Here is a 20,180-nt window from a genome sequence, read left to right on the forward strand (position 1 = left end):
CTCTCACAACCCGTTACTGTATTAAGCACCGTTACCGCATAATCTCCTGGTGCTAAGCCTGTAAAATCACCAGTGGTATTGGTTACCGCCGCAACTACTGGACTTGTTCCTGTTACCTCATATACTTCATCACTTCCTAAACTTGGAGCCGTAATATCAATTGTTCCTGTTGGTACTGTACAAGTAGGTTGTACTGTAACACTTGCCGTTGGGGCGGTTGCTGTCTCATTTACTGTAATATTAATTGTTGAACTATCATCTCCACAGCCTCCAGGCGAAGCGACAGTATAAGTTATTGTAACAGAACCAGCTAAAACACCAGTTACAACTCCTGATGAATTAACTGTAGCAATTGAAGTATTTGAACTACTCCAAACTCCACCACTATCACCTGTTGTTGATATAGTTACAGAAGAAGAAACGCAGACTAAAAGATCTCCACTTAATGTTCCTGCATCAGGAGCATCTGGAGTTATCACATTAATTGTTGTTCCTTGACCTTGATCTCCTCCAATATCAGCTGTACCTCCATTATTAACTAAAACTGGTACTCCATTAGCGTCAACACTTCCTGATATTCTATCATCACCTGTTAATTCAGATTGATTTACATTCTCATCACCTTCAACAGCATCAGGACACCCATCATTATCTGAATCTAAATCTAAGTGGTTTGGTATACCATCTCCATCCGTATCTAGATTACAAAATAAATTCGCAAAAGGTAAATCTTGTCTTGAGATAGTTCCTGGTAATTCATAATCAAGATCTAATGATTCAGCGCCACCATTCTCATAAAAAAGGACTTCTATTTCATGTAATCCTGTAGTCAAAAAGTAAGAATTTGAAACAGTTAACAGAGCATGATCTCCATCATTATCTATTACTTCTGTTCCATTTATATATAATTTAGATCCATCGTCAGAAGCTAAATAAAAATTATAATTACCTGCTGTTACAATATTCAAATAGCCTTTAAATCTTAAACCGTATGAATTATTATCAGCTGGTATTGAAGCAATGATAGCATCTACATCAAAAGAATTAAAAGTTCCTGAAGCATCAGGACTTGAAGTAGGAATATTATCTACAGTTAATCCAGTAGGTACTCCATCATAATATTCATAAGAAATACTTCCTGAACAAGATGCTAACTCTTCTGTATCTAAAATACCATCATTATCATCATCTAAATCTGTTACATCAGGAATTCCATCTCCATCTGAATCTTTTCTTACAAATAAAGTTGCGCTATTTGTAATATCTAGACACGTATTATCTGTATGTGAAACTACTAAGAAATATTCTGTATTATCTAACCCTGTTACATCAACAATATTTAACGTATTAGTATTTTCTCCACTATAATTTGGATCAGAAGCACTTATAATAGTCCCTCCTGAACTCGGATCTCCTATATACCATTGATAATTAATACCCGAATTAGCGTTACCAATAGTTCCATAAACTGGTGTTCCAGAAGTATAACTTGTTGCGCTTGATGCTGTTGCTGAAGTTATTGAAAAAGAAGTACTGGATCCTTCCACAATTGTTTGGTCTACAAAAGCTGTTGCATTTACAGATAATTCAACTGCTATATATTCTCCTCCTCCTGTAGATACCCCATCATAACCTCCTGTTCCTCCTGTAACTAAGCCTGATCCATTAAAACCGGTTCCATCTAATCTACCATCAGCTGGAGAAACATCTATCCCTCCAGACTCTATTGCGTCTGAACAACCATCTCCATCAGAATCTAAATCTAAGTGATTAGGAATTCCATCTCCATCTGTATCAATTGGACAAGTAGGTGCACCTCCTCCTATGTTGGCTGTTTTAACAAATCTTACGTCTAACGCGGTATTTATAATGTGTTCTTCAACTACTAAAACACTTAAAACATCACCTGCATTAAGTGTTAAACCAGTAATTTGAGTACTATAACTACCATCTTGTGCAAATGAAGAATAAGCATTTTGAGCTTGATATTGCTTAACCCCATTTATATAAAGGAAAATATGATCATCTCCATGATCTATATCAAAATTATATATACCTGCTTCTGTTTGATTAATTGTCTTAGAAAATAAAATTGCAGCATCATTATCTAAACCATCATTTGGTATAGTTCCTCCTGAATAATTAGAAACATCACCATCTGTTGAAGTTAATAGATTGTATGGATGCTCAGCAAAATCTATACTAAAACCATTCGGTGTTAAATCAAATTCATCATAATCAAAAGTAGCAAGTTGAGAAAAACCAGTTACTGGAAAAGTTGTTGTACTAGAAAGTACACTCCATGAATTTTGACCTGAAATTCCGTCATAAACCTTAACACTGTATCCTTCTATAATTGCAGTAGCACAAGAACCCGTTTCTTCTTCATCCAATATACCATCATTATCATCATCTAAATCACAACCATCAGGAATAGAATCTGAATCAGCATCAACTGTATCATCAAAACCATTACAAATATCACTTACGTTTGGCACTCCATCTCCATCATCATCACATTGATTATCAACAGTGGATATATCAGTTGAAGTACCTACCGTTTGTCCAGATCCAACAAGAGTTGGAACTCCATTTCCATCTACTCCACTTATAATTCGTCCAGAACCATCTACTTGAGTAAGTGTTAATGCCCCTCCTCCTTCAATTGCATCAAAACAACCATCGCCATCAGAATCTTCATCTAAATAATCTGGAGTACCATCGCCATCTGTATCTTTATCTATAGCTGCACAAAATGAAAAATCTCCAAATGCTAAACCTTGATTACCTGAAGGTGTAGCATTAACATTTCTATATCTTAATTCGAACTGAATTACCCAAGCTTGAATACCATTAAGAACAAAATCAACATCAGTTCCTCCTCCAGTAATTGTATTTCCTGAAACAGTTTGACTTACATCTGCTGTATATTCAGACGGATCTAAGGTATGAGTAGAACCATCTGCTAACGTAATAATAACATCTATTTGATCTGTAAAATTACCCCCTGTATCTACATCAAAAATTGTAAATGCTAAATCAAAAACAGGTTGATCAAATATAAATCTCTGTATAGACTCACCTGTCCCAGGGGTTAACGAACTTTGAAGTAAGGTATAAATACCATCTCCTGCTGGTCCATAAACATCATTAATTCTATATTGTTGGTTAGCAAATGCAGTTGTAACTTCTCTTTGCAAAGTTACCCCTACACCATTAGTACTTGTTAAATTAGGACTTGTTAAAGGATCTTGCCCATTTGTTAAAACAGTTCCTCCAGAACTATCACCAGAAGTATAATATGTACTCCAATCGATAACAACTGTACCTGAACACGTACCTAATTCAACAAAATCTAAGATACCATCATTATCATCATCTGCATCTACTGAGTTATCATAAGCATCTCCATCTGTATTAGGATAAACAGGGTCTGCAGGAGATGGATAAATAGAAGCAACCCACCCTGCCCTTGTTTCAATATTATCTGAAGTAAACACAAAATGTAATTGAGTTCCTATTGAACTTATAAAGCCTGTAGGAGGAGGGAAATCATCACAAAATTGCCCTAATAAAGTACCTGTATTATCACTACCATCGTAAATAGACAATAAATCATAACAGCTACCAAATCCTGTACTCTCAACAGAAAACGAACTAAAATCAACCACAAGTGGACCACCAGTTGTTGAAGTAAATGTGATTGAATGATTTTCGTTATTTGTGTAATTAGCACCAGCTCCACCTGTATCTGTAAATGTTATAGTACCAGACACATTTTGATCTGCATCCGCTATAGTTACTTGTGAAAAAACTTGTGAAAAAGACACAAAAAACAATAAAGCAAAGAACAACCTCACTTTTGGGGATTTAAAAGGGTAAAAGTTTCTCATTATGATAACTTCTGATTTGAAAACTTACTTAACTATACTCTTAATCAGCTATCAAATATTAAAAAAATGTAAAAAAATCTTATATATGAAAATATGTAGAGAAGTAAAAAATATTTCCCTCCGTATAATTATCTCAAAGTAAAGACCCTTATTACAAGTTATTAAACTTGAAAGCGGGGGGAACATATTTCGTATGCAAATATATAATTAAAAAATATATTACCTACTATTTTTTTTAGAAACTTTTATTTTAAAAAAGTCACTTTTTAAAACAAAAAAATAATTCATTTAAGGCATCAATCAAAAATCAATCAGAAAACTCAACAATAAGTTAAAGTATTTTTAAAGAAATAAAAATTCAATCATAGTGAAATAACTAAAAACTATTTAAAAAATAATTCGAATCATAAAAAACTATAAAAGAAAATTAAAATTAGACCTTTTAAGAGGTTTAAAAAAAACACCAACCCACTCGTAAAACATCTCTTAAAAAAACAGCAGAAATCTAAGATATTAACCTTTTTAGTTTTTCAACAATAAAATCCACCTCTTCTTTAGTAGAAAACTTACTAAAAGAAAAACGAACAGATGATTTTTGAATTTCCTCTTCATTTAGGATTTCAACAAGTACATGTGATTTTTTTGAGGCTCCACTTTGACACGCACTTCCCCCAGAAGCAAAAACACCGTTCAAATCTAAATTGAATAATAACATTTTATTTTCAACAGGAAATCTTACATTTAAAATTGTAGATGATGACTTTTCTAAATCTTGCGAAACCCCATTGAATAAAACGTTTGGAATTTCATTTCCCAATTCAGAAATAAAGTGTTGTTTTAACATTTTAATCTTTATCATATCACTATCTAAATCAGACAACGAAATCTCTAATGCCTTTTGCATACCTAAAATTGAATGTAAATTTTCTGTCCCAGATCGCTTTCCTTTTTCCTGACCTCCACCAAAAAACATCGATTTAAAAGAAAGATTCTTCCTTACATAAAGAAAACCAACACCTTTAGGTCCATGAAACTTATGTGCACTAGCCACTAAAAAATCAATATTCAACTTCTTTAAATCAATATGAAAATGACCGACAGCCTGAACAGCATCGGTATGAAAAAAAGCATTATTTTCTCTACACAGCTCGCCCACCTTTTCAACAGGTAAAATATTACCAAGCTCATTATTCACCCACATTAAACTAACTAAAGTTAATCTTTCACCTTTAGTTAATTTTGTTTTTAAATCTTCTAGATCAACTTCTCCTTTATCATTAAGTTCAACATACTCTATTTCAAAATCATACGTTTTATTCAACTCTAACAAAACATCCAAAACAGCATGATGCTCTATCTTTGAAGTAATAACACGTTTTACATTAAGGTTTTCTATAGCATTTCGTAACACCAAATTATTAGCTTCAGTTCCTCCTGAAGTAAACACAATTTCAGCAGAAGAAACATTTAAAAAACCTGCTATTTTTTTTCTAGCAGTTTCTAAAACAACCTTAGCCTTTCTTCCCATTTCATGAATAGAAGAAGGATTACCATAGTTATTATTCATTGACTCCATCATCACATCTACCACTTCTTTCAGCATTGGTGTAGTAGCAGCATTATCAAAATAGACTTTTTTCATACCTTATATATAATGTACAAAAATACAGATTTATTGATTCTGATACACATAAACCTCCGTTGCTCCTAATCCATATTTTTGATAAGACGCATCATAAAACTTAACAGGATACCTATTTAATAAATAATGTAGCTCAGATTTTAAAACACCTTCACCAACCCCATGAATAAAAATAATTTTAGAAATCTTCTTTTGAATACAATATTCTATTTTTCGTTTAGCCGTATCAATTTGAACAGAAAGTATATCATAATTATCCATTCCTTTCCTAGACTTTACTAATTTTTCTATATGCAAATCGACCTCCATTACAACTTCATTTTTATTTTTAATGAATGAAGTTTTCTTTTTATTACCAGCATCTACAGTTTCTTTTTGCCTTAAAAATCGATTATCATTTTTAGAATATCCAGATATTTTATTTTGCTCTACACCTATCTTCACTAAATCTGAAGAAACAAACCACATTTCCATTCCATCGTCTGTCCTAATAAGAACTTCATCTTTATTAATTTTAACCACAACACCTTTAATAACATCATCTAAAACAGCTACTTTATTACCAATTCCTAAACACATAGTTAACTTTAAATTAAAAAAAAGATACAGATCTCTTTATTACTTTTGTACTTAATAAATAATAGCAAAAATACACTTATAGTCCCCTTAAAACACTATTAAAATAATGATAAAAACTACTAATTTCGAAACTAAAGTTTTTTTTGAAGACTCCAAGAAAGATTTAATTGTTTCAGAAGAGAGGAAAGATTTATTGTATTCAATCGCAGACAAGATTGCAGAAGAATTAGAGGACAGAGACAAAATCAACCTAAATTTTATTTGCACACATAATTCTAGAAGGAGTCAAATGGCACAAGTTTGGTCTTTTTTCGCTATAGAATATTTTAAACTTAACAACATTTTTGCTTATTCAGGCGGAACTGAAACCACTGCTTTTCATAGAAACACAGTAAAATGCTTACAAAAAACAAGTTTTGATTTTAGCGTTGAAGATTTTTCTCATCAAAATCCTTTATATTTAATTTCATTTAAAGGATCTAAAAAATCTATTAAGGGCTTTTCTAAAACTTACGACAATCAAAATAATGATTACCCATATTTAGCTATAACTACCTGTGATGATGCCGATGAAAACTGCCCTTTTATTCCAGATGCAATTCATCGATTTCATTTACCATATACAGACCCTAAAATAGCTGACAATACAGATATTCAAAACGAAAAATATTTAGAAACTAGCAAAAAAATTGCTGGTGAATTATTTTTAGTTTTTGAAGAAGTAAAAAGATTACTTTCTTAAAAGTAATCTTTTTTATCATTTTTTAAATCTCAGTATTTTTATCATAAGGAATACTATCTAGGATATGTTCTATACATTCTATTCTAGCTTCTGTTTTCCTATTAGCTCTTATGATTTTCCATGGCGATAATTCTGTATTCGTTTTTTTAAACATTTTCTTTTTATACACCGTATAATTATCCCAAAGTTCTTGAGCTCTTTCATCTACACGAGTCATCTTCCATTGCTTAAGAGGATCATTTTTAATATCATCAAAACGTTTTTGTTGTTCCTTTTTAGAAATAGACATATAAATTTTCACTAAACGAATTCCTGATTGTAAAATCATTTTTTCAAATCCGTTTACCTGCTTCATAAAAACTTTATATTCCTGTTCTGAACAAAAACCGTTTACCGGTTCAACTACTGCCCTATTATACCAACTTCTATCAAACAACACCAACTCTCCAGCTTTTGGAAATTGTTCTACATAACGCTGAAAATACCATTGTGTTTTTTGCTCTTCGGTCGGCTTTGGTAAAGCCACAATTCTCATATGACGTGGATTTATCCTTTCTGTTATTCTTCTAATCGCACCGCCTTTTCCAGCTGCATCTCTACCTTCAAATAAAATTATAATCCTTTCGTTATGCTCAATTGCCCAAGTTTGCAACCTAATTAACTCAACCTGTAATTCTTCAAGTTTATGCAGATAATTAACATATCTTAATGCTTTATCTATATTATATGGTTCTCTTGAAAGTATAGCTTTAAGCCCATCTTTTGAACTTAAATTTTCCACATCCCTTTCTGATAGATTCATTTTAGAATTCCTTTTACTTTCCATAAAATTTTAATCGTTTTGAACAACAGACCTATAATACCTCATTACAATATTTGGATCTGGATTTAAATATGTCATCGCATCTTCTTTCCCATCATAATCGAACTTAGATAACACATGACGAATCGCTTCTAATCTGGCAGTTTTCTTACTATTTGTTTTAATAATAGTCCAAGGACAATAAGTAGTATGAGTATTGGTGAACATTTCTCCTTTATAATAAGTATATCTATCCCATAACTCTTGACCTTTTTTATCTACAGGACTAAATTTCCAATGCTTTAACGGATTATCCATTCTAGCTTCAAATCTTTTTAATTGTTCCTTTTTAGTAATCGACAACCAGAACTTAATTACCACAACTCCATCTTCATACAACATATGCTCAAACTCTGGAACCTGAACCAAGAATTTCCTATACTGAGCCTCAGTACAAAATCCCATAACAGGCTCTACCACTGCTCTATTATACCAACTTCTATCAAAAAAAACAATTTCTCCTGGATTTGGCAACTCTTTTATGTAACGCTGAAAATACCATTGCCCCATTTCTACTTCTGTAGGTTTATTCAAAGCAACCAATCGAGAAGACCTAGGATTTAAATGTTCCATAAACCTTCTTATGTTACCTCCTTTTCCTGCCGCATCTCTACCTTCAAAAATAACCGCAACCCTTTTATTATTCTTTGCTATCCATTGCTGGAGTTTCACTAATTCTATCTGTAATTTTTTAAGCTCTTTTTCATAAGCTAAATCTTTTTCTACAGATTTAAACGGAATATTATTCTCATCAATAAAAGCTAACAGCTCTTCATTTGTTTTAATCCTCAAAAAATCTTGTTCAGTAATTTTTACTTTATTATCCATACTCAATAAAACTTCAACTAAATTAAAAATTCTTCATTAGAAAACTATCATGTTTTTTTGTTATTTTCGTCTAGTGAAAAAAACATTTTTATTACTCTTTCTTGTTATTAGTTGCTATGGTCAGGAAAAATTTTCAAAACAATTCAGTTTTGTTAACGACAATGATTTATACATATCATTCTATCAGGACAGGTACTATACTAACGGTGCTTTTTTAAACTACTCTTACTTAAGCACAAAGAAATCAGATAAAATTCAAAAAAAGATTTATAATTTTCAGATTGGACAAAAACTATACTCTCCTTTTAAAGCAAATGTTCAATTTTTAAGCGAACATGATAGACCTTTTGCTGGTTATTTATTTGGTGGATTCGGCATTAGTTATTTCTTTAAAAAGAATTCTTTTCTAAGAATTAATAGCGAAGTTGGAGTGATTGGCCCTTCAGCTTTTGGTGAAGAATCTATGAATTTTGTTCATGATATTTATGGTTTTGAACCTGCTACAGGATGGAAATATCAAATACAAGATGCTTTTGCTTTAAATTTCAGTGTAGAATTCACAAAACAACTCGCAACATCAAAATATATTGACTTCAATTGGATGAATATAGCTAATGTAGGAACTGTATTTTCTGATATTTCTACTGGTTTTTTATCTAGAATTGGAATTAAACCACTACAAAATATTGCCAACAGTACAGCTTTTAACAGCAACCTAAATAATAAAATCACTGATTTCAACAACGAAATTGAAGTTCTTTTCTATGTGAATCCTATGCTTCGATATGCAATTTATGACGCCACAATACAAGGAAGCTTTTTAAATACAAACAATCCAATCACATACGAACTTAAACCTATTGTATTAACTACAGAATTAGGCTTTAAATTCACAGCCAACAGATTTAATTTTAAGTATGCTATTATTCATCATACCAAGAAATTAAAAAGCGTTAAAGTTCCTAGTGGAAACATATATGGAAGTATTGGTATTAATTATCTTTTCAACTAATCAACAATAAGAACAACAATGTTGATAAAATAATTTTTAAAATAAACGGAATAGAATATCTTTGTACATCAAATTCTTTAGAAAAAAACAATGAAATTTATTGTATCTAGTTCACATTTACTAAAACAACTACAAATTTTAGGTGGAGTAATCAACAGCAATAACACCTTGCCTATTTTAGACAACTTTTTATTTGAACTTTCAGAAAACCAACTAAAAGCCTCTGCTTCGGATCTTGAAACAACTATGAGCGCTGTTGTAAATGTAGAAAGTACAGATACAGGTTCAATTGCAATTAATGCTCGTTTACTTTTAGATACATTAAAAACTTTCCCTGATCAACCTTTAACATTCAAAACTGAAGGAGAAAATACAATTGAAATTAATTCAGAACAAGGAAAATATGACATGGCTTACTATGATGGAGAAGAATTCCCGAAAGCGATAGAATTACCTTCTCCAAGCAGCACAGATGTTCCTTCACATGTTTTATCTACAGCAATTTCTAAAACCATTTTTGCAGCAGGTAATGATGATTTAAGACCTGTAATGAGTGGCGTGTTTTTTCAGTTTAACTCTAAAGAATTAACTTTTGTAGCTACTGATGCTCACAAATTAGTAAAGTACACTAGAACTGATGTTTCTGCAGATAAGTCTGCTGAATTTATTATGCCTAAGAAACCTTTAAATATTTTAAAAGGTATACTTGGAGGTTCTGAAGAAAATGTAACTATTGAATACAATGACACTAACGCAAAATTTACTTTTGATAATGTAGTATTAGTTTGTCGTTTAATTGATGGTAAATACCCAAATTACGAAGCTGTAATTCCAAAGGAAAACCCAAATAAATTAACAGTAGACAGAGCTTCTTTCTTAAACTCTGTAAAACGTGTTTCTATTTTCTCTAGCAAAACAACTCATCAAATCCGTTTAAAAATGGCTGGTACTGAGTTAAATATTTCTGCAGAAGATTTAGACTACGCAAACAAAGCTGATGAGCGTTTAAATTGTGATTATCAGGGTGATGATATGCAAATTGGTTTTAACTCTCGTTTTTTAAGCGAAATGTTAAACAATTTGAATGCTAATGATGTTCAATTAGAAATGAGCTTACCAAATAGAGCTGGAATTTTAACTCCAATTGACGGTACTGAAGAAGGAGAACACGTTACTATGTTAGTTATGCCAGTAATGTTAAACGGATAATTATTTTCAATTTGATATAAAATAAAAAAGTCCTGGTGAAATTTCATCAGGACTTTTTTTTTTGCTAAACAATTATTACTAAAACTTAATAGAATAATGTTCTTGTTCTTGTTATTCCATTCCAAGTTGCTTGATGTCTAGTCATTCCATCTAAAGGAACGTAAACATTTGGAGCTGCTGGAAAACCAACAGACCAATTATAAATTCTTTGATGTTGGTTACAATTCGTACATCCACTACTTCCTGATGCATTTAAAAATACAGGTGGGAAACCAAATGTTGAATTTACTCTGTATGATAATTCAAACTGTAAACTATTATTTGCTCTGATATTTTTCCACCAAGACCACCATAAAAATCTTCTGCGCTGCTCTACTAAAGTTTTAGCCCCAATAGAACTGTAAAACACCCAATATCCATGAAATTGTCTTGACTTCATTCTATGGTTATTATTGAAATTATCAAAACCTGTTTGATTTCTAGCTACAAGATTCTCTCTACCATCTTTAATAGCATTATCATGTTTGTAAACAGTTAATCCTTTACTGAATTCAATTGTTTGACCATTTTCCATTTTAATACCTCCTCCATTATATTTTTCAAGAAAAGTATCAATTTCATCACCTCCACCTTCTACATAAGTATATACAAAATCTTCATCGATTCTAAAGATTTTATCTTCTATACCTATTTCTCCATCTTGGTTTAACATCAATAATAACATATCATCATCAGAAGCAACAGTAGGGATATTTTTTTCTTCAATTCCTAATTCTTTTGCTTCTTCAGCCTCTAAGTTATACACCATCAATAAAGGATTGTAAATTCCTTTATCAGAAAAGGCTCTTGCCTCATCTAATAAATCTGACTTAGATTCAACTCGTTCAGCTACAAAAGCTTCCAATTCTCTTACAGAACCAAACCTTAGCATTCCTACTTCTCTTCCTTTACTAGAAATAGCAGCTAACTTTTCTGTTTCATTTGACTCTTTAATAATTTCTTCATCTTTACATCCTATAACCATGATTGCCATCATGATTAAAAAAAACATTTTTTTCATTATAAATTTTATTTAATTAGTTTTTCACCTACTCATGCGCTTTTCGGCTTCCGCGATTTTAAGGTTGATCACTCCTTTAAAACAATTGTTTTTTTAAGTTGATTGATAAAAACAACACTGCAAACATAGTTTCAAGATGAATTTCACATAGCATGTTAAATCCTATTTTAAATAGTGAAAACCCCCTCAAAAAAAACAGTGAAGAAATCCTTAAACCACTATTATTTTTTTTGTTAATATTTTAGTATTTATTAAGTCATAAATAATTGTATTTTTACGTTCGGTAAATACATGAGAAGTATGAGTAAAATCATTGCAATAGCAAATCAAAAAGGAGGAGTTGGAAAAACTACAACTTCTGTAAACTTAGCCGCGGCTTTAGGCGTATTAGAAAAAAAAGTTTTACTTATTGATGCAGATCCCCAAGCAAACGCAACTTCTGGGTTAGGCATTGATGTAGATAGTGTTGATATTGGAACTTATCAAGTTTTAGAACATACTGCCACCGTAAAAGAAGCTATAGTAAAAACAGAATCTCCTAATGTTGATTTAGTGCCTGCTCATATTGACCTAGTTGCTATTGAGATTGAACTTGTTGACAAAATTGAGCGTGAATATATGCTTAAGAAATCATTAAAAGAATTAGAAAACGATTACGATTATATTTTAATCGATTGTGCTCCTTCATTAGGATTGATAACACTTAATTCTTTAGTAGCTTCTAATGCTGTAATTATACCTATTCAATGTGAATACTTTGCTTTAGAAGGATTAGGGAAATTATTAAACACGATTAAAAGTGTTCAAAAAATACATAATAAAGAACTAGAAATCGAAGGTTTACTATTAACTATGTATGATGCTAGATTACGTTTATCTAATCAGGTAGTAGATGAAGTAAGAAAGCATTTTAACTCTATGGTTTTTGAAACAATAGTTCACAGAAATATACGTTTAAGTGAAGCTCCGAGTTACGGAGAAAGTATAATTTCATATGATGCCACAAGTAAAGGTGCTGTAAATTATATTAACTTAGCAAATGAAATTATAAATAAGAACTCATAAAATGGCAAAAGCAACAAAGAAGCAAGCATTAGGAAGAGGATTATCAGCTTTGTTAAAAGAAACTGCAGAAGTTAATTCTGCTTCAGATAAAAACGCAGATAAAGTTGTTGGTAGTATTATTGAAATTGATTTAAATTTAATTGAAGTAAATCCTTTTCAACCAAGAACTTATTTTGATGAAGATGCACTTCAAGAATTAGCAAATTCTATCAGGGAACTTGGTGTCATTCAACCTATTACTGTTAGAAAATTAGCTGAAGACAAATTTCAATTAGTTTCTGGAGAAAGACGTTTTAGAGCTTCTAAATTAGTTGGTAACACTACTGTACCTGCTTATATTCGTATAGCTAACGACCAAGAAATGCTAGAAATGGCGTTAGTGGAAAACATTCAAAGGAAAAATTTAGATCCAATTGAAGTTGCTTTGTCTTACCAAAGGTTAATAGACGAAATCAAATTAACTCAAGAACAATTAAGTATTCGAGTTGGTAAAAAAAGATCTACAGTAACTAACTATTTACGTTTATTAAAGTTAGATCCTATTATCCAAACAGGAATGAGAGATGCATTCATTTCTATGGGACATGGTAGAGCTTTAATTAATGTTGAAAATCCGTCGGATCAACTTAAAATTTATGAAAAAATCTTGCGAGATAAATTATCTGTTAGACAAACAGAAGATTTAGTAAGAGCATTAAAATCAGGAAATTTAGCAAAAGCTAGTAAGAAAAAAACTTTACCATCTTCTATAACAAATAGTATTCAAGATTTTAATCAATTTTTTGATGCTAAAATTAACGTTACTGTAGGAAATAATGGAAAAGGAAAAATTTCTATTCCTTTTACATCCATAGAAGACTTTAATAGAATAAAAGATTTGCTAAAATAGAATTGAAAAAACTTTATTACATAATACTATTTTTAGTGTGTACTAATTTGTATGCACAAAAAGATTCTACTCAGGTACAAGAAGTTTCACAATTACAACTGAAGTCGCCTAAAGTACAATACAATCCTTTATCACCTTCAAAAGCGGCTTTTTACTCCGCTATAATTCCTGGAGCTGGCCAAATATATAATAATCGATATTGGTGGCAATTACCTCTTATTTATGGAGGAATGGCAACTAGTATTTATTTCTTTATAGATAATAGTAATGAATACGACCGATTTAGGACAGCTTTTAGACAAAGAAGTGCAGGATTACCAGATGAATTTACTTTAGCAGACGGAACTGAAATTATTTCAACAGCTGGGTTAGAAAGTGCACAACGCCAGTTAAGACAAAATAGAGATTTATCACTACTAACAACAGTACTTATTTATGTTTTGCAAATAGTTGAAGCCAGTGTTACAGCTCATTTAATTCAATTTGACGACAGTGATGATTTATCTTTAAGTCCAGCTGCAATACCTAGTAGAGATGCTTACGACACTACACCAAAACTAGGTTTAACTTTAAAATATACTTTTTAAGATGAAAATAGCCTTATTAGGTTACGGAAGAATGGGTAAAGAAATAGAAAAAATTGCCCAACAAAGAGGTCATGAAATCGTAATTAGAGATAATGGAGAAGAAAGTTACGATATTACAACAGCAGATGTAGCTATAGACTTCAGTATTCCTAGCGCAGCTTACAACAATATCACAAATTGTTTTAAAAATAATGTTCCTGTAGTTTCAGGAACTACTGGATGGTTAGACAAATATGATGATGCTTTAGCTGTATGTAAAGAAAATAATGGAGGATTTATTTATGCTTCAAACTTTAGCTTAGGCGTTAATATATTTTTTGAATTAAATAATCAATTAGCTAAAATGATGGCTTCTTTAGATCAATACAAAGTTGATATTGAAGAAATTCATCATACTAAAAAACTCGACGCACCAAGTGGTACTGCAATTACTTTAGCTGAAGGAATAATAGATCATACCAACAGAAAATCTTGGGAGTTAGATGGAGAAGCTTCTGAAGAAGTTATTCCAATTACAGCAGTGAGAACTCCTGATGTACCTGGTACACATACAATTAATTACAACTCTGTAGTTGATTCCATTGAAATAAAGCACACAGCTCATAACAGACAAGGTTTCGCTTTAGGAGCTGTTATTGCTGCAGAATGGTTAAAAAACAAACAAGGAGTATTCACCATGAAAGATGTGTTAAACATTGGTTAAAGTAGACTAGCTATTTTAACGAAAAAATGTAGATTGCGTCTTTATATTGATAAAAAACTAAACTAGAGAAATTATGTCATTTACAGGATGGTTTATTTTATTTTTAATTATCCAATTCATCCACTTTTTAGGAACTTGGAAATTATATGTTAAAGCAGGAAGAAAAGCTTGGGAAGCTGCCGTACCTGTATATAACGCTATAGTTTTATTAGGTATTTTAAAAAGACCTAAATGGTGGGTAATTTTATTATTTATACCAACAGTAAACCTTATTATGTTTCCTGTAATTTGGATAGAAACTTGCCGTAGCTTTGGATTTAAATCTACAAAAGATTCGATTTTAGCTATAATTACTTTAGGATTTTACATTTTCTACATTTCATATTTTAATGATTCACAATATGATCAAAAAAGAGCCTTAAAAGCTCCTACAACTGCGGGTGAATGGGTTAGTTCTATAGCTTTTGCTATTATCGCAGCAACCATAGTACACAACTATTTTATTAGACCTTATGTAATTCCTTCTTCTTCTCTTGAAAAAACTTTATTAATAGGTGATTACTTATTCGTTAGTAAATTTCATTATGGATCTAGAGTTCCTATGACTACAGTTTCATTACCTATGATTCACGATAGTATTCCTGGTTTAGGAACTAAATCTTATATGTTTAGCGATGATTATGAGAACCGAAATAACTCTTTAATAAATAAACTACAGTTGCCTTACATGAGGCTACCTGGTTTAAAGAAAATCAAACGAAATGATATTGTAGTTTTTGGTCAGCCTGCAGATACGTTAAGAAACATGAATATCCTTACTTCTGACAGAAATTATTACAAACCAATCGACAAAAAAACAAACTTAGTTAAGCGTTGTGTCGGTATTGCTGGTGATAGTTTAGAGATTAAGGATGGTTATATTTATATCAACGGTAAGAGAACTATACTTCCTAAAAGTGCTAAGCCACAGTGGAACTTTATTGTAGACACTAATGGAGAACAATTATCTGCTGGTGATTTTAAACGTTATAACATTAGGGAAGCTAAAATATTTAATGATGGAAGGTATTATTTAACGTTAACAGATGCTGAAGCAGCTGCTTTTAAGAAAAATCCTAAAGTTAAGAGTATTGAAAAAACAAATACTCCAAAAGGATATTATGATGATAGTATTTTTCCTCACAACCCTAAATATCCTTGGTCTGGAGACAATTTTGGACCTATTTACATTCCTAAAAAAGGGGCAACAGTAGCTTTAAATGCTGAAAGTATTCCTTTTTATAAAAGAATAATTCAAGAATACGAGAAAAATGAATTAACTTATTTCGGTGACGATATTTATATCAACGGAAAAAAAGCAGATTCATATACTTTTAAACAAGATTATTACTGGATGATGGGAGACAACAGGCAAAACTCTTTAGATGCAAGAGCTTGGGGCTATGTTCCTTTCGATCATGTTATTGGTACTCCTGTAATGGTTTGGTTTAGTTATGATAAAGACACTGGAAAAATTCGTTGGGATAGAATGTTTACAACAGTAACTAACGGAGAATCTAAATCATATTTTTGGTTTGGTATAGCTGCAGCTTTAGGAATTTTAGCTTTTGTATTTATGCCAAAAAAGAAAAAAGCATAAGAATTTTGAGTCTTTTTATACCTACATATTTTTCACCTATTAGCCAGTACGCGGCAATTTTAAAATCAGACAAAGTAGTTTTTGAACAGGAAGATAACTTTCAGAAACAAACTTATAGAAACAGATGTTACATTTATGGGGCCAACGGAAAACTTTCTTTAAATATTCCTGTAAAACACCTTAAAAATACTTCTGGCAGAAAAAAAACTAAGGATACTTTGATAGAAAATGACTTTCCATGGCAAAGTCAACACTTTAAATCTATTAAAACAGCATATCAATCATCTCCTTACTTTGAGTTTTTTGAACATGATATTTTTAGAATTTTCAACAAAAATTATGTATATTTAATTGATTTAAATATAGATACGTTTTTATTTATTACCGATGCCTTGCAAATTTCTCAAGAATTTTCGAAAACAAAAACGTATGAAATGACACCGTTACTAAACGATTATAGGGAATTAGCAATCGCAAAGAATGGTGTTTTTGTGGAAACTAAAGAATATGTCCAAATGTTTGATCACAAACATGGATATATATCTAATTTATCAATTTTGGATCTTCTTTTTATGGAAGGACCAAATGCTTTGACGTATTTAGAGGATACGAAGATTTAAACATTAACCCCAATATAACTTCAATTTTTAACACATGATGGAAATTGATTTGATTACATCTTTGTTAAGATCGTATGTAAATGATCTTTCTGATGAAGCTATTGCATTATTTTCTAGCTTTATATCTTTAAAAGAGTATCCTAAAGATTATGTTATCATTAAAAATAAAACTAGAGTAAAGAAATTTTACATTATAAAATCTGGCATCATAGGAAGTTTTGCCCAAGATAAATTAAGTGAAAAAGAATATATAAGAGCAATTCATGACGACAAAACAATTTTCACTAATATCTCATCTTTAAATAAAAATCAAGATAGAAATGTAAATTACTATAAATGCTTATCTAAATGCATTGTATATCAAGGTAGTTATTTAGAATTTATAAAACAAACACATTTAAATCATGAACTATCTATTCTATACAATAGAATTTTAGAACACGCGCTTTTAAAATCACAAAAAAGAATAGATGAACTATCGTTTATGGATGCTACTCAAAGGTACCTAGCTTTAAAAAATAACATCCCTAATATAGAAAATTTAATCGCTCAATATCAGATAGCAAGTTATTTAAGCGTTACTCCTGTACAATTAAGTAGAATTAGAAAAAAAATGTACTCTCAGTAAAATGAATGACAACTTTATTTTTGATTTCTGTAAGATTTATATGAAAGATATTTCTAACGAAACTATACAGGAATTTAACAATTTACTTCAAAAAGAAGAATTAAAAGCTGGTGATCTTATAAAAGCAGATGATACACCTTTTAAAAAATTCCATATTATATTTAATGGAATTGTAGCAAATTATTCTCAAGATCAAAATGCAAATAAAGAATATATTAGAGCTATTTTATTTGAAAAAAATGTTTTTGTTAATTTATCTGATTTAAAACTAACAGAACGTATTTCTATAGATTATTTTAAGTGCTTAACTAATACTATAATTTTTACAGGTAATTTAGATCAGCTTTTAAAAATAGCACAAAAGAATAATGAGTTATTCTTATTTATAGACAGACTGAATCAAGCTGCAATTTATTATTTACAAAATAGATTAGATAGGCTTTCTCTATTGGATGCTACAAACAGATATAAAATGCTGAAGAAAAGAATTCCTAATATTGAAAACTTAATTCCACAATATCAAATTGCGAGTTATTTAAATATTACACCAGTACAATTAAGTAGAATTAGAAAAAAACTATACTCTAGTTAAATTATAAACCTATGTTTATCAATAAAATGTGATTTTAGCCATACTTTTGTAATCAAATAATTCCCTATAATTAGTAACAAAGAAAAGACTTGCTTTCCCCCATGGATTCGATTGCAGGTCTTTCTTATTATTTAACTACTTTATCTTTAACTTTTCTTACTAAGAAATTAAGTTGATCTGAAATCTTAAGTTTTAATACTATAAACAAGTACAATCCTGTTATTAAAATACTCTTTATAATAATATTTATTAAATTATGTATTGGTAATTTACTAATATAAATTTCTGGCGTTGTAAAATTCCAGAAATAAAATAAACCAAAGAATCCGATAATAATAATAAATATTTTAGTTGTTTCTTTTGTATAGGGGTTCATATCAAACTTTGCTTTTACAAACCATAATTTCACGGAATTAAAAACTAGCAACGTGATTAATGTAGCCAAGGCTAAACCATTAGTTCCGAAATCCATTTCATAATAAAATAATTTATTTAAAAAATAAACCGACAATGCCATTCCTAACCCGATTGGAAGAATCATTCTATAAAATTTCGAGTTATTTATAATATCTCTATTATTCCCAAGAGACATTGTATACATTTTAGCAAAAGAAATCATTAAAACAACTAACTCACCTCCTGCATAACCCTCTGGCATCATTTTAAATAATTCAGAAATACTACAATTCACTAAAAGAAAAAATAATCCACTAATGACTAATAAATTTATAGAACTCTTTTTATATAAACTCTCTACTTCATTTACATTATTTTCGTTTAAAGATTTAGAAGTTAAAGGTTGTAAAATTTGTGCTAAAGCCCTTCCTGGAGCTTCTATAAATGACCCAATATATACTGCTACTGTATAATAACTTGCTACTTTAATTGCTTCTTTACCAGGTATCATCAATTTATCTATATCAATAATAACAGCTCCTGCACTTCCTGCTAAAAAAACATAAGCAGAATATTTTAAAATCTCTTTAATATTTACAGGGAGTTTAAAATTGAACTTTGGTGAATATGTTTTAAAGGCAAAGAACATCATTATTAATGTTCTAAAAATATAAAAACCAGTTAGTGTATATATAAACTCTGATTTATTAATAAAACCTAAGAAAACAGCTATTAATAAAACAAACACCACTGCCCTATTATAAAATTCTTTTAATATATTTCCTAAAACTGTTTGCAAGTGTACTTTCGACCAAGAATAGAAAACTTCAAAATAAGCGCAACTTACTGCTACAATATAAATAACTAAAGTATAATCTTCTACTTTACCATCGTTTTTAGGACTTAAACGTGAAATTATAAACTCATGAAAAGCATCCCAGAAAAACCCTATTGGCAACGCAATAAATAATGGAAAAATAATTATTGAAGATAAAAATCGATCTTTCTCTTCTTTAGTTTTATATGAAGTGAAGAACTTTACAATCGTATTATGAATACCAAAAGCAATTAATGGCATTATTAAATTAGATGCTGATAACAAAAAAGTTACTAAACCATGATATTCTTCTTTTAGGATATTAGGATAAAAAGCTATAGCGTTTACTGCCCCGATAATAAAACCAAAGTAAATGACTATGGTATTCCTGAAAGATTGTTTAAAAATTATTCCCAA

General features: G+C 30.4%; 18 protein-coding genes (1 of these 18 only partly in view). 11 read left to right on the forward strand and 7 right to left on the reverse strand.

Going from position 1 to position 20,180, the window contains the following annotated elements; translation table 11 throughout:
* From ACSIGC_RS04455 to ACSIGC_RS04465, 3 genes are all read right to left on the reverse strand, one after another.
* Window positions 1-3,893, reverse strand: partial view of a cadherin-like domain-containing protein gene (locus tag ACSIGC_RS04455; RefSeq protein ID WP_442266954.1) — the start only. The gene continues 23,659 nt to the left of window position 1, outside the view; only the first 3,893 of its 27,552 coding nucleotides appear in the window; its start codon is at window positions 3,891-3,893; its stop codon lies off the left edge, out of view.
* A gap of 505 nt (window positions 3,894-4,398) precedes the next feature.
* Window positions 4,399-5,535: a cysteine desulfurase family protein gene (locus ACSIGC_RS04460; RefSeq protein ID WP_442266955.1), complete on the reverse strand. Its 1,137-nt coding sequence runs from the start codon at window positions 5,533-5,535 to the stop codon at window positions 4,399-4,401.
* A 30-nt stretch (window positions 5,536-5,565) separates the two neighbouring features.
* Complete coding sequence (locus ACSIGC_RS04465; protein ID WP_442266956.1) at window positions 5,566-6,114, reverse strand: Smr/MutS family protein; 549 nt, start codon at window positions 6,112-6,114, stop codon at window positions 5,566-5,568.
* 106 nt (window positions 6,115-6,220) lie between these two features.
* Here ACSIGC_RS04465 and ACSIGC_RS04470 point away from each other — a divergent pair, with 106 nt between their 5' ends.
* Window positions 6,221-6,856 carry a hypothetical protein gene (locus ACSIGC_RS04470; protein ID WP_442266957.1) on the forward strand — a complete coding sequence of 212 codons (636 nt, stop codon included), beginning with the start codon at window positions 6,221-6,223 and terminating at the stop codon, window positions 6,854-6,856.
* Between the two features lie 22 nt (window positions 6,857-6,878).
* Here ACSIGC_RS04470 and ppk2 (ACSIGC_RS04475) read toward each other — a convergent pair whose 3' ends face one another.
* Window positions 6,879-7,658: a polyphosphate kinase 2 gene (ppk2, locus tag ACSIGC_RS04475; protein ID WP_442266958.1), complete on the reverse strand. Its 780-nt coding sequence runs from the start codon at window positions 7,656-7,658 to the stop codon at window positions 6,879-6,881.
* 30 nt (window positions 7,659-7,688) lie between these two features.
* Window positions 7,689-8,546, reverse strand: a complete 858-nt coding sequence (gene ppk2 / locus ACSIGC_RS04480; protein WP_442266959.1) for a polyphosphate kinase 2 — start codon at window positions 8,544-8,546, stop codon at window positions 7,689-7,691.
* A 73-nt stretch (window positions 8,547-8,619) separates the two neighbouring features.
* Here ppk2 (ACSIGC_RS04480) and ACSIGC_RS04485 point away from each other — a divergent pair, with 73 nt between their 5' ends.
* Both ACSIGC_RS04485 and dnaN read left to right on the forward strand, forming a co-directional pair.
* Window positions 8,620-9,558: a lipid A deacylase LpxR family protein gene (locus ACSIGC_RS04485; RefSeq protein WP_442266960.1), complete on the forward strand. Its 939-nt coding sequence runs from the start codon at window positions 8,620-8,622 to the stop codon at window positions 9,556-9,558.
* 90 nt (window positions 9,559-9,648) lie between these two features.
* A complete protein-coding gene (gene dnaN / locus ACSIGC_RS04490) occupies window positions 9,649-10,767 on the forward strand; it encodes a DNA polymerase III subunit beta (protein ID WP_442266961.1) in 1,119 nt (372 codons plus the stop codon).
* Between the two features lie 85 nt (window positions 10,768-10,852).
* Here dnaN and ACSIGC_RS04495 read toward each other — a convergent pair whose 3' ends face one another.
* On the reverse strand, window positions 10,853-11,827 hold the full coding sequence (locus ACSIGC_RS04495; RefSeq protein ID WP_442266962.1) for a hypothetical protein: 975 nt from the start codon (window positions 11,825-11,827) through the stop codon (window positions 10,853-10,855).
* A 300-nt stretch (window positions 11,828-12,127) separates the two neighbouring features.
* Between ACSIGC_RS04495 and ACSIGC_RS04500 the strand changes: the two genes are divergently transcribed.
* From ACSIGC_RS04500 to ACSIGC_RS04535, 8 genes are all read left to right on the forward strand, one after another.
* Window positions 12,128-12,892, forward strand: a complete 765-nt coding sequence (locus tag ACSIGC_RS04500; RefSeq protein ID WP_442266963.1) for a ParA family protein — start codon at window positions 12,128-12,130, stop codon at window positions 12,890-12,892.
* A gap of 1 nt (window position 12,893) precedes the next feature.
* Window positions 12,894-13,781 (forward strand): ParB/RepB/Spo0J family partition protein, encoded by an 888-nt coding sequence (locus ACSIGC_RS04505; protein WP_442266964.1) that lies wholly within the window; start codon window positions 12,894-12,896, stop codon window positions 13,779-13,781.
* A 35-nt stretch (window positions 13,782-13,816) separates the two neighbouring features.
* On the forward strand, window positions 13,817-14,368 hold the full coding sequence (locus ACSIGC_RS04510; RefSeq protein WP_442266965.1) for a DUF5683 domain-containing protein: 552 nt from the start codon (window positions 13,817-13,819) through the stop codon (window positions 14,366-14,368).
* Window position 14,369: 1 nt separating this feature from the next.
* Window positions 14,370-15,071, forward strand: a complete 702-nt coding sequence (gene dapB, locus ACSIGC_RS04515; protein WP_442266966.1) for a 4-hydroxy-tetrahydrodipicolinate reductase — start codon at window positions 14,370-14,372, stop codon at window positions 15,069-15,071.
* Window positions 15,072-15,144: 73 nt separating this feature from the next.
* Window positions 15,145-16,710: a signal peptidase I gene (gene lepB / locus ACSIGC_RS04520; protein ID WP_442266967.1), complete on the forward strand. Its 1,566-nt coding sequence runs from the start codon at window positions 15,145-15,147 to the stop codon at window positions 16,708-16,710.
* 5 nt (window positions 16,711-16,715) lie between these two features.
* Entirely contained in the window at window positions 16,716-17,330 is a 615-nt protein-coding gene (locus ACSIGC_RS04525) for a WbqC family protein (RefSeq protein WP_442266968.1), read from the forward strand.
* Window positions 17,331-17,364: 34 nt separating this feature from the next.
* Entirely contained in the window at window positions 17,365-17,958 is a 594-nt protein-coding gene (locus ACSIGC_RS04530) for a Crp/Fnr family transcriptional regulator (protein ID WP_442266969.1), read from the forward strand.
* 1 nt (window position 17,959) lies between these two features.
* Complete coding sequence (locus ACSIGC_RS04535; RefSeq protein WP_442266970.1) at window positions 17,960-18,550, forward strand: Crp/Fnr family transcriptional regulator; 591 nt, start codon at window positions 17,960-17,962, stop codon at window positions 18,548-18,550.
* 127 nt (window positions 18,551-18,677) lie between these two features.
* Here the strand turns inward: ACSIGC_RS04535 and ACSIGC_RS04540 are convergent, their stop codons facing one another.
* Window positions 18,678-20,180 carry a lipopolysaccharide biosynthesis protein gene (locus ACSIGC_RS04540; protein WP_442266971.1) on the reverse strand — a complete coding sequence of 501 codons (1,503 nt, stop codon included), beginning with the start codon at window positions 20,178-20,180 and terminating at the stop codon, window positions 18,678-18,680.

The organism is Tenacibaculum aquaeponti (genome assembly GCF_052084715.1).
Classification (GTDB): Bacteria; Bacteroidota; Bacteroidia; order Flavobacteriales; family Flavobacteriaceae; genus Polaribacter.

What these genes read in the sequence shown, in the direction of transcription:
- ACSIGC_RS04460 (WP_442266955.1), bottom strand. Translation starts at nt 5,535, where the DNA reads ATGAAAAAAGTCTATTTTGATAATGCTGCTACTACACCAATGCTGAAA.
- ACSIGC_RS04465 (WP_442266956.1), bottom strand. Translation starts at nt 6,114, where the DNA reads ATGTGTTTAGGAATTGGTAATAAAGTAGCTGTTTTAGATGATGTTATT.
- ACSIGC_RS04470 (WP_442266957.1), top strand. Translation starts at nt 6,221, where the DNA reads ATGATAAAAACTACTAATTTCGAAACTAAAGTTTTTTTTGAAGACTCC.
- ppk2 (WP_442266958.1), bottom strand. Translation starts at nt 7,658, where the DNA reads ATGAATCTATCAGAAAGGGATGTGGAAAATTTAAGTTCAAAAGATGGG.
- ppk2 (WP_442266959.1), bottom strand. Translation starts at nt 8,546, where the DNA reads ATGGATAATAAAGTAAAAATTACTGAACAAGATTTTTTGAGGATTAAA.
- dnaN (WP_442266961.1), top strand. Translation starts at nt 9,649, where the DNA reads ATGAAATTTATTGTATCTAGTTCACATTTACTAAAACAACTACAAATT.
- ACSIGC_RS04495 (WP_442266962.1), bottom strand. Translation starts at nt 11,827, where the DNA reads ATGAAAAAAATGTTTTTTTTAATCATGATGGCAATCATGGTTATAGGA.
- ACSIGC_RS04500 (WP_442266963.1), top strand. Translation starts at nt 12,128, where the DNA reads ATGAGTAAAATCATTGCAATAGCAAATCAAAAAGGAGGAGTTGGAAAA.
- ACSIGC_RS04505 (WP_442266964.1), top strand. Translation starts at nt 12,894, where the DNA reads ATGGCAAAAGCAACAAAGAAGCAAGCATTAGGAAGAGGATTATCAGCT.
- dapB (WP_442266966.1), top strand. Translation starts at nt 14,370, where the DNA reads ATGAAAATAGCCTTATTAGGTTACGGAAGAATGGGTAAAGAAATAGAA.
- lepB (WP_442266967.1), top strand. Translation starts at nt 15,145, where the DNA reads ATGTCATTTACAGGATGGTTTATTTTATTTTTAATTATCCAATTCATC.
- ACSIGC_RS04530 (WP_442266969.1), top strand. Translation starts at nt 17,365, where the DNA reads ATGATGGAAATTGATTTGATTACATCTTTGTTAAGATCGTATGTAAAT.
- ACSIGC_RS04535 (WP_442266970.1), top strand. Translation starts at nt 17,960, where the DNA reads ATGAATGACAACTTTATTTTTGATTTCTGTAAGATTTATATGAAAGAT.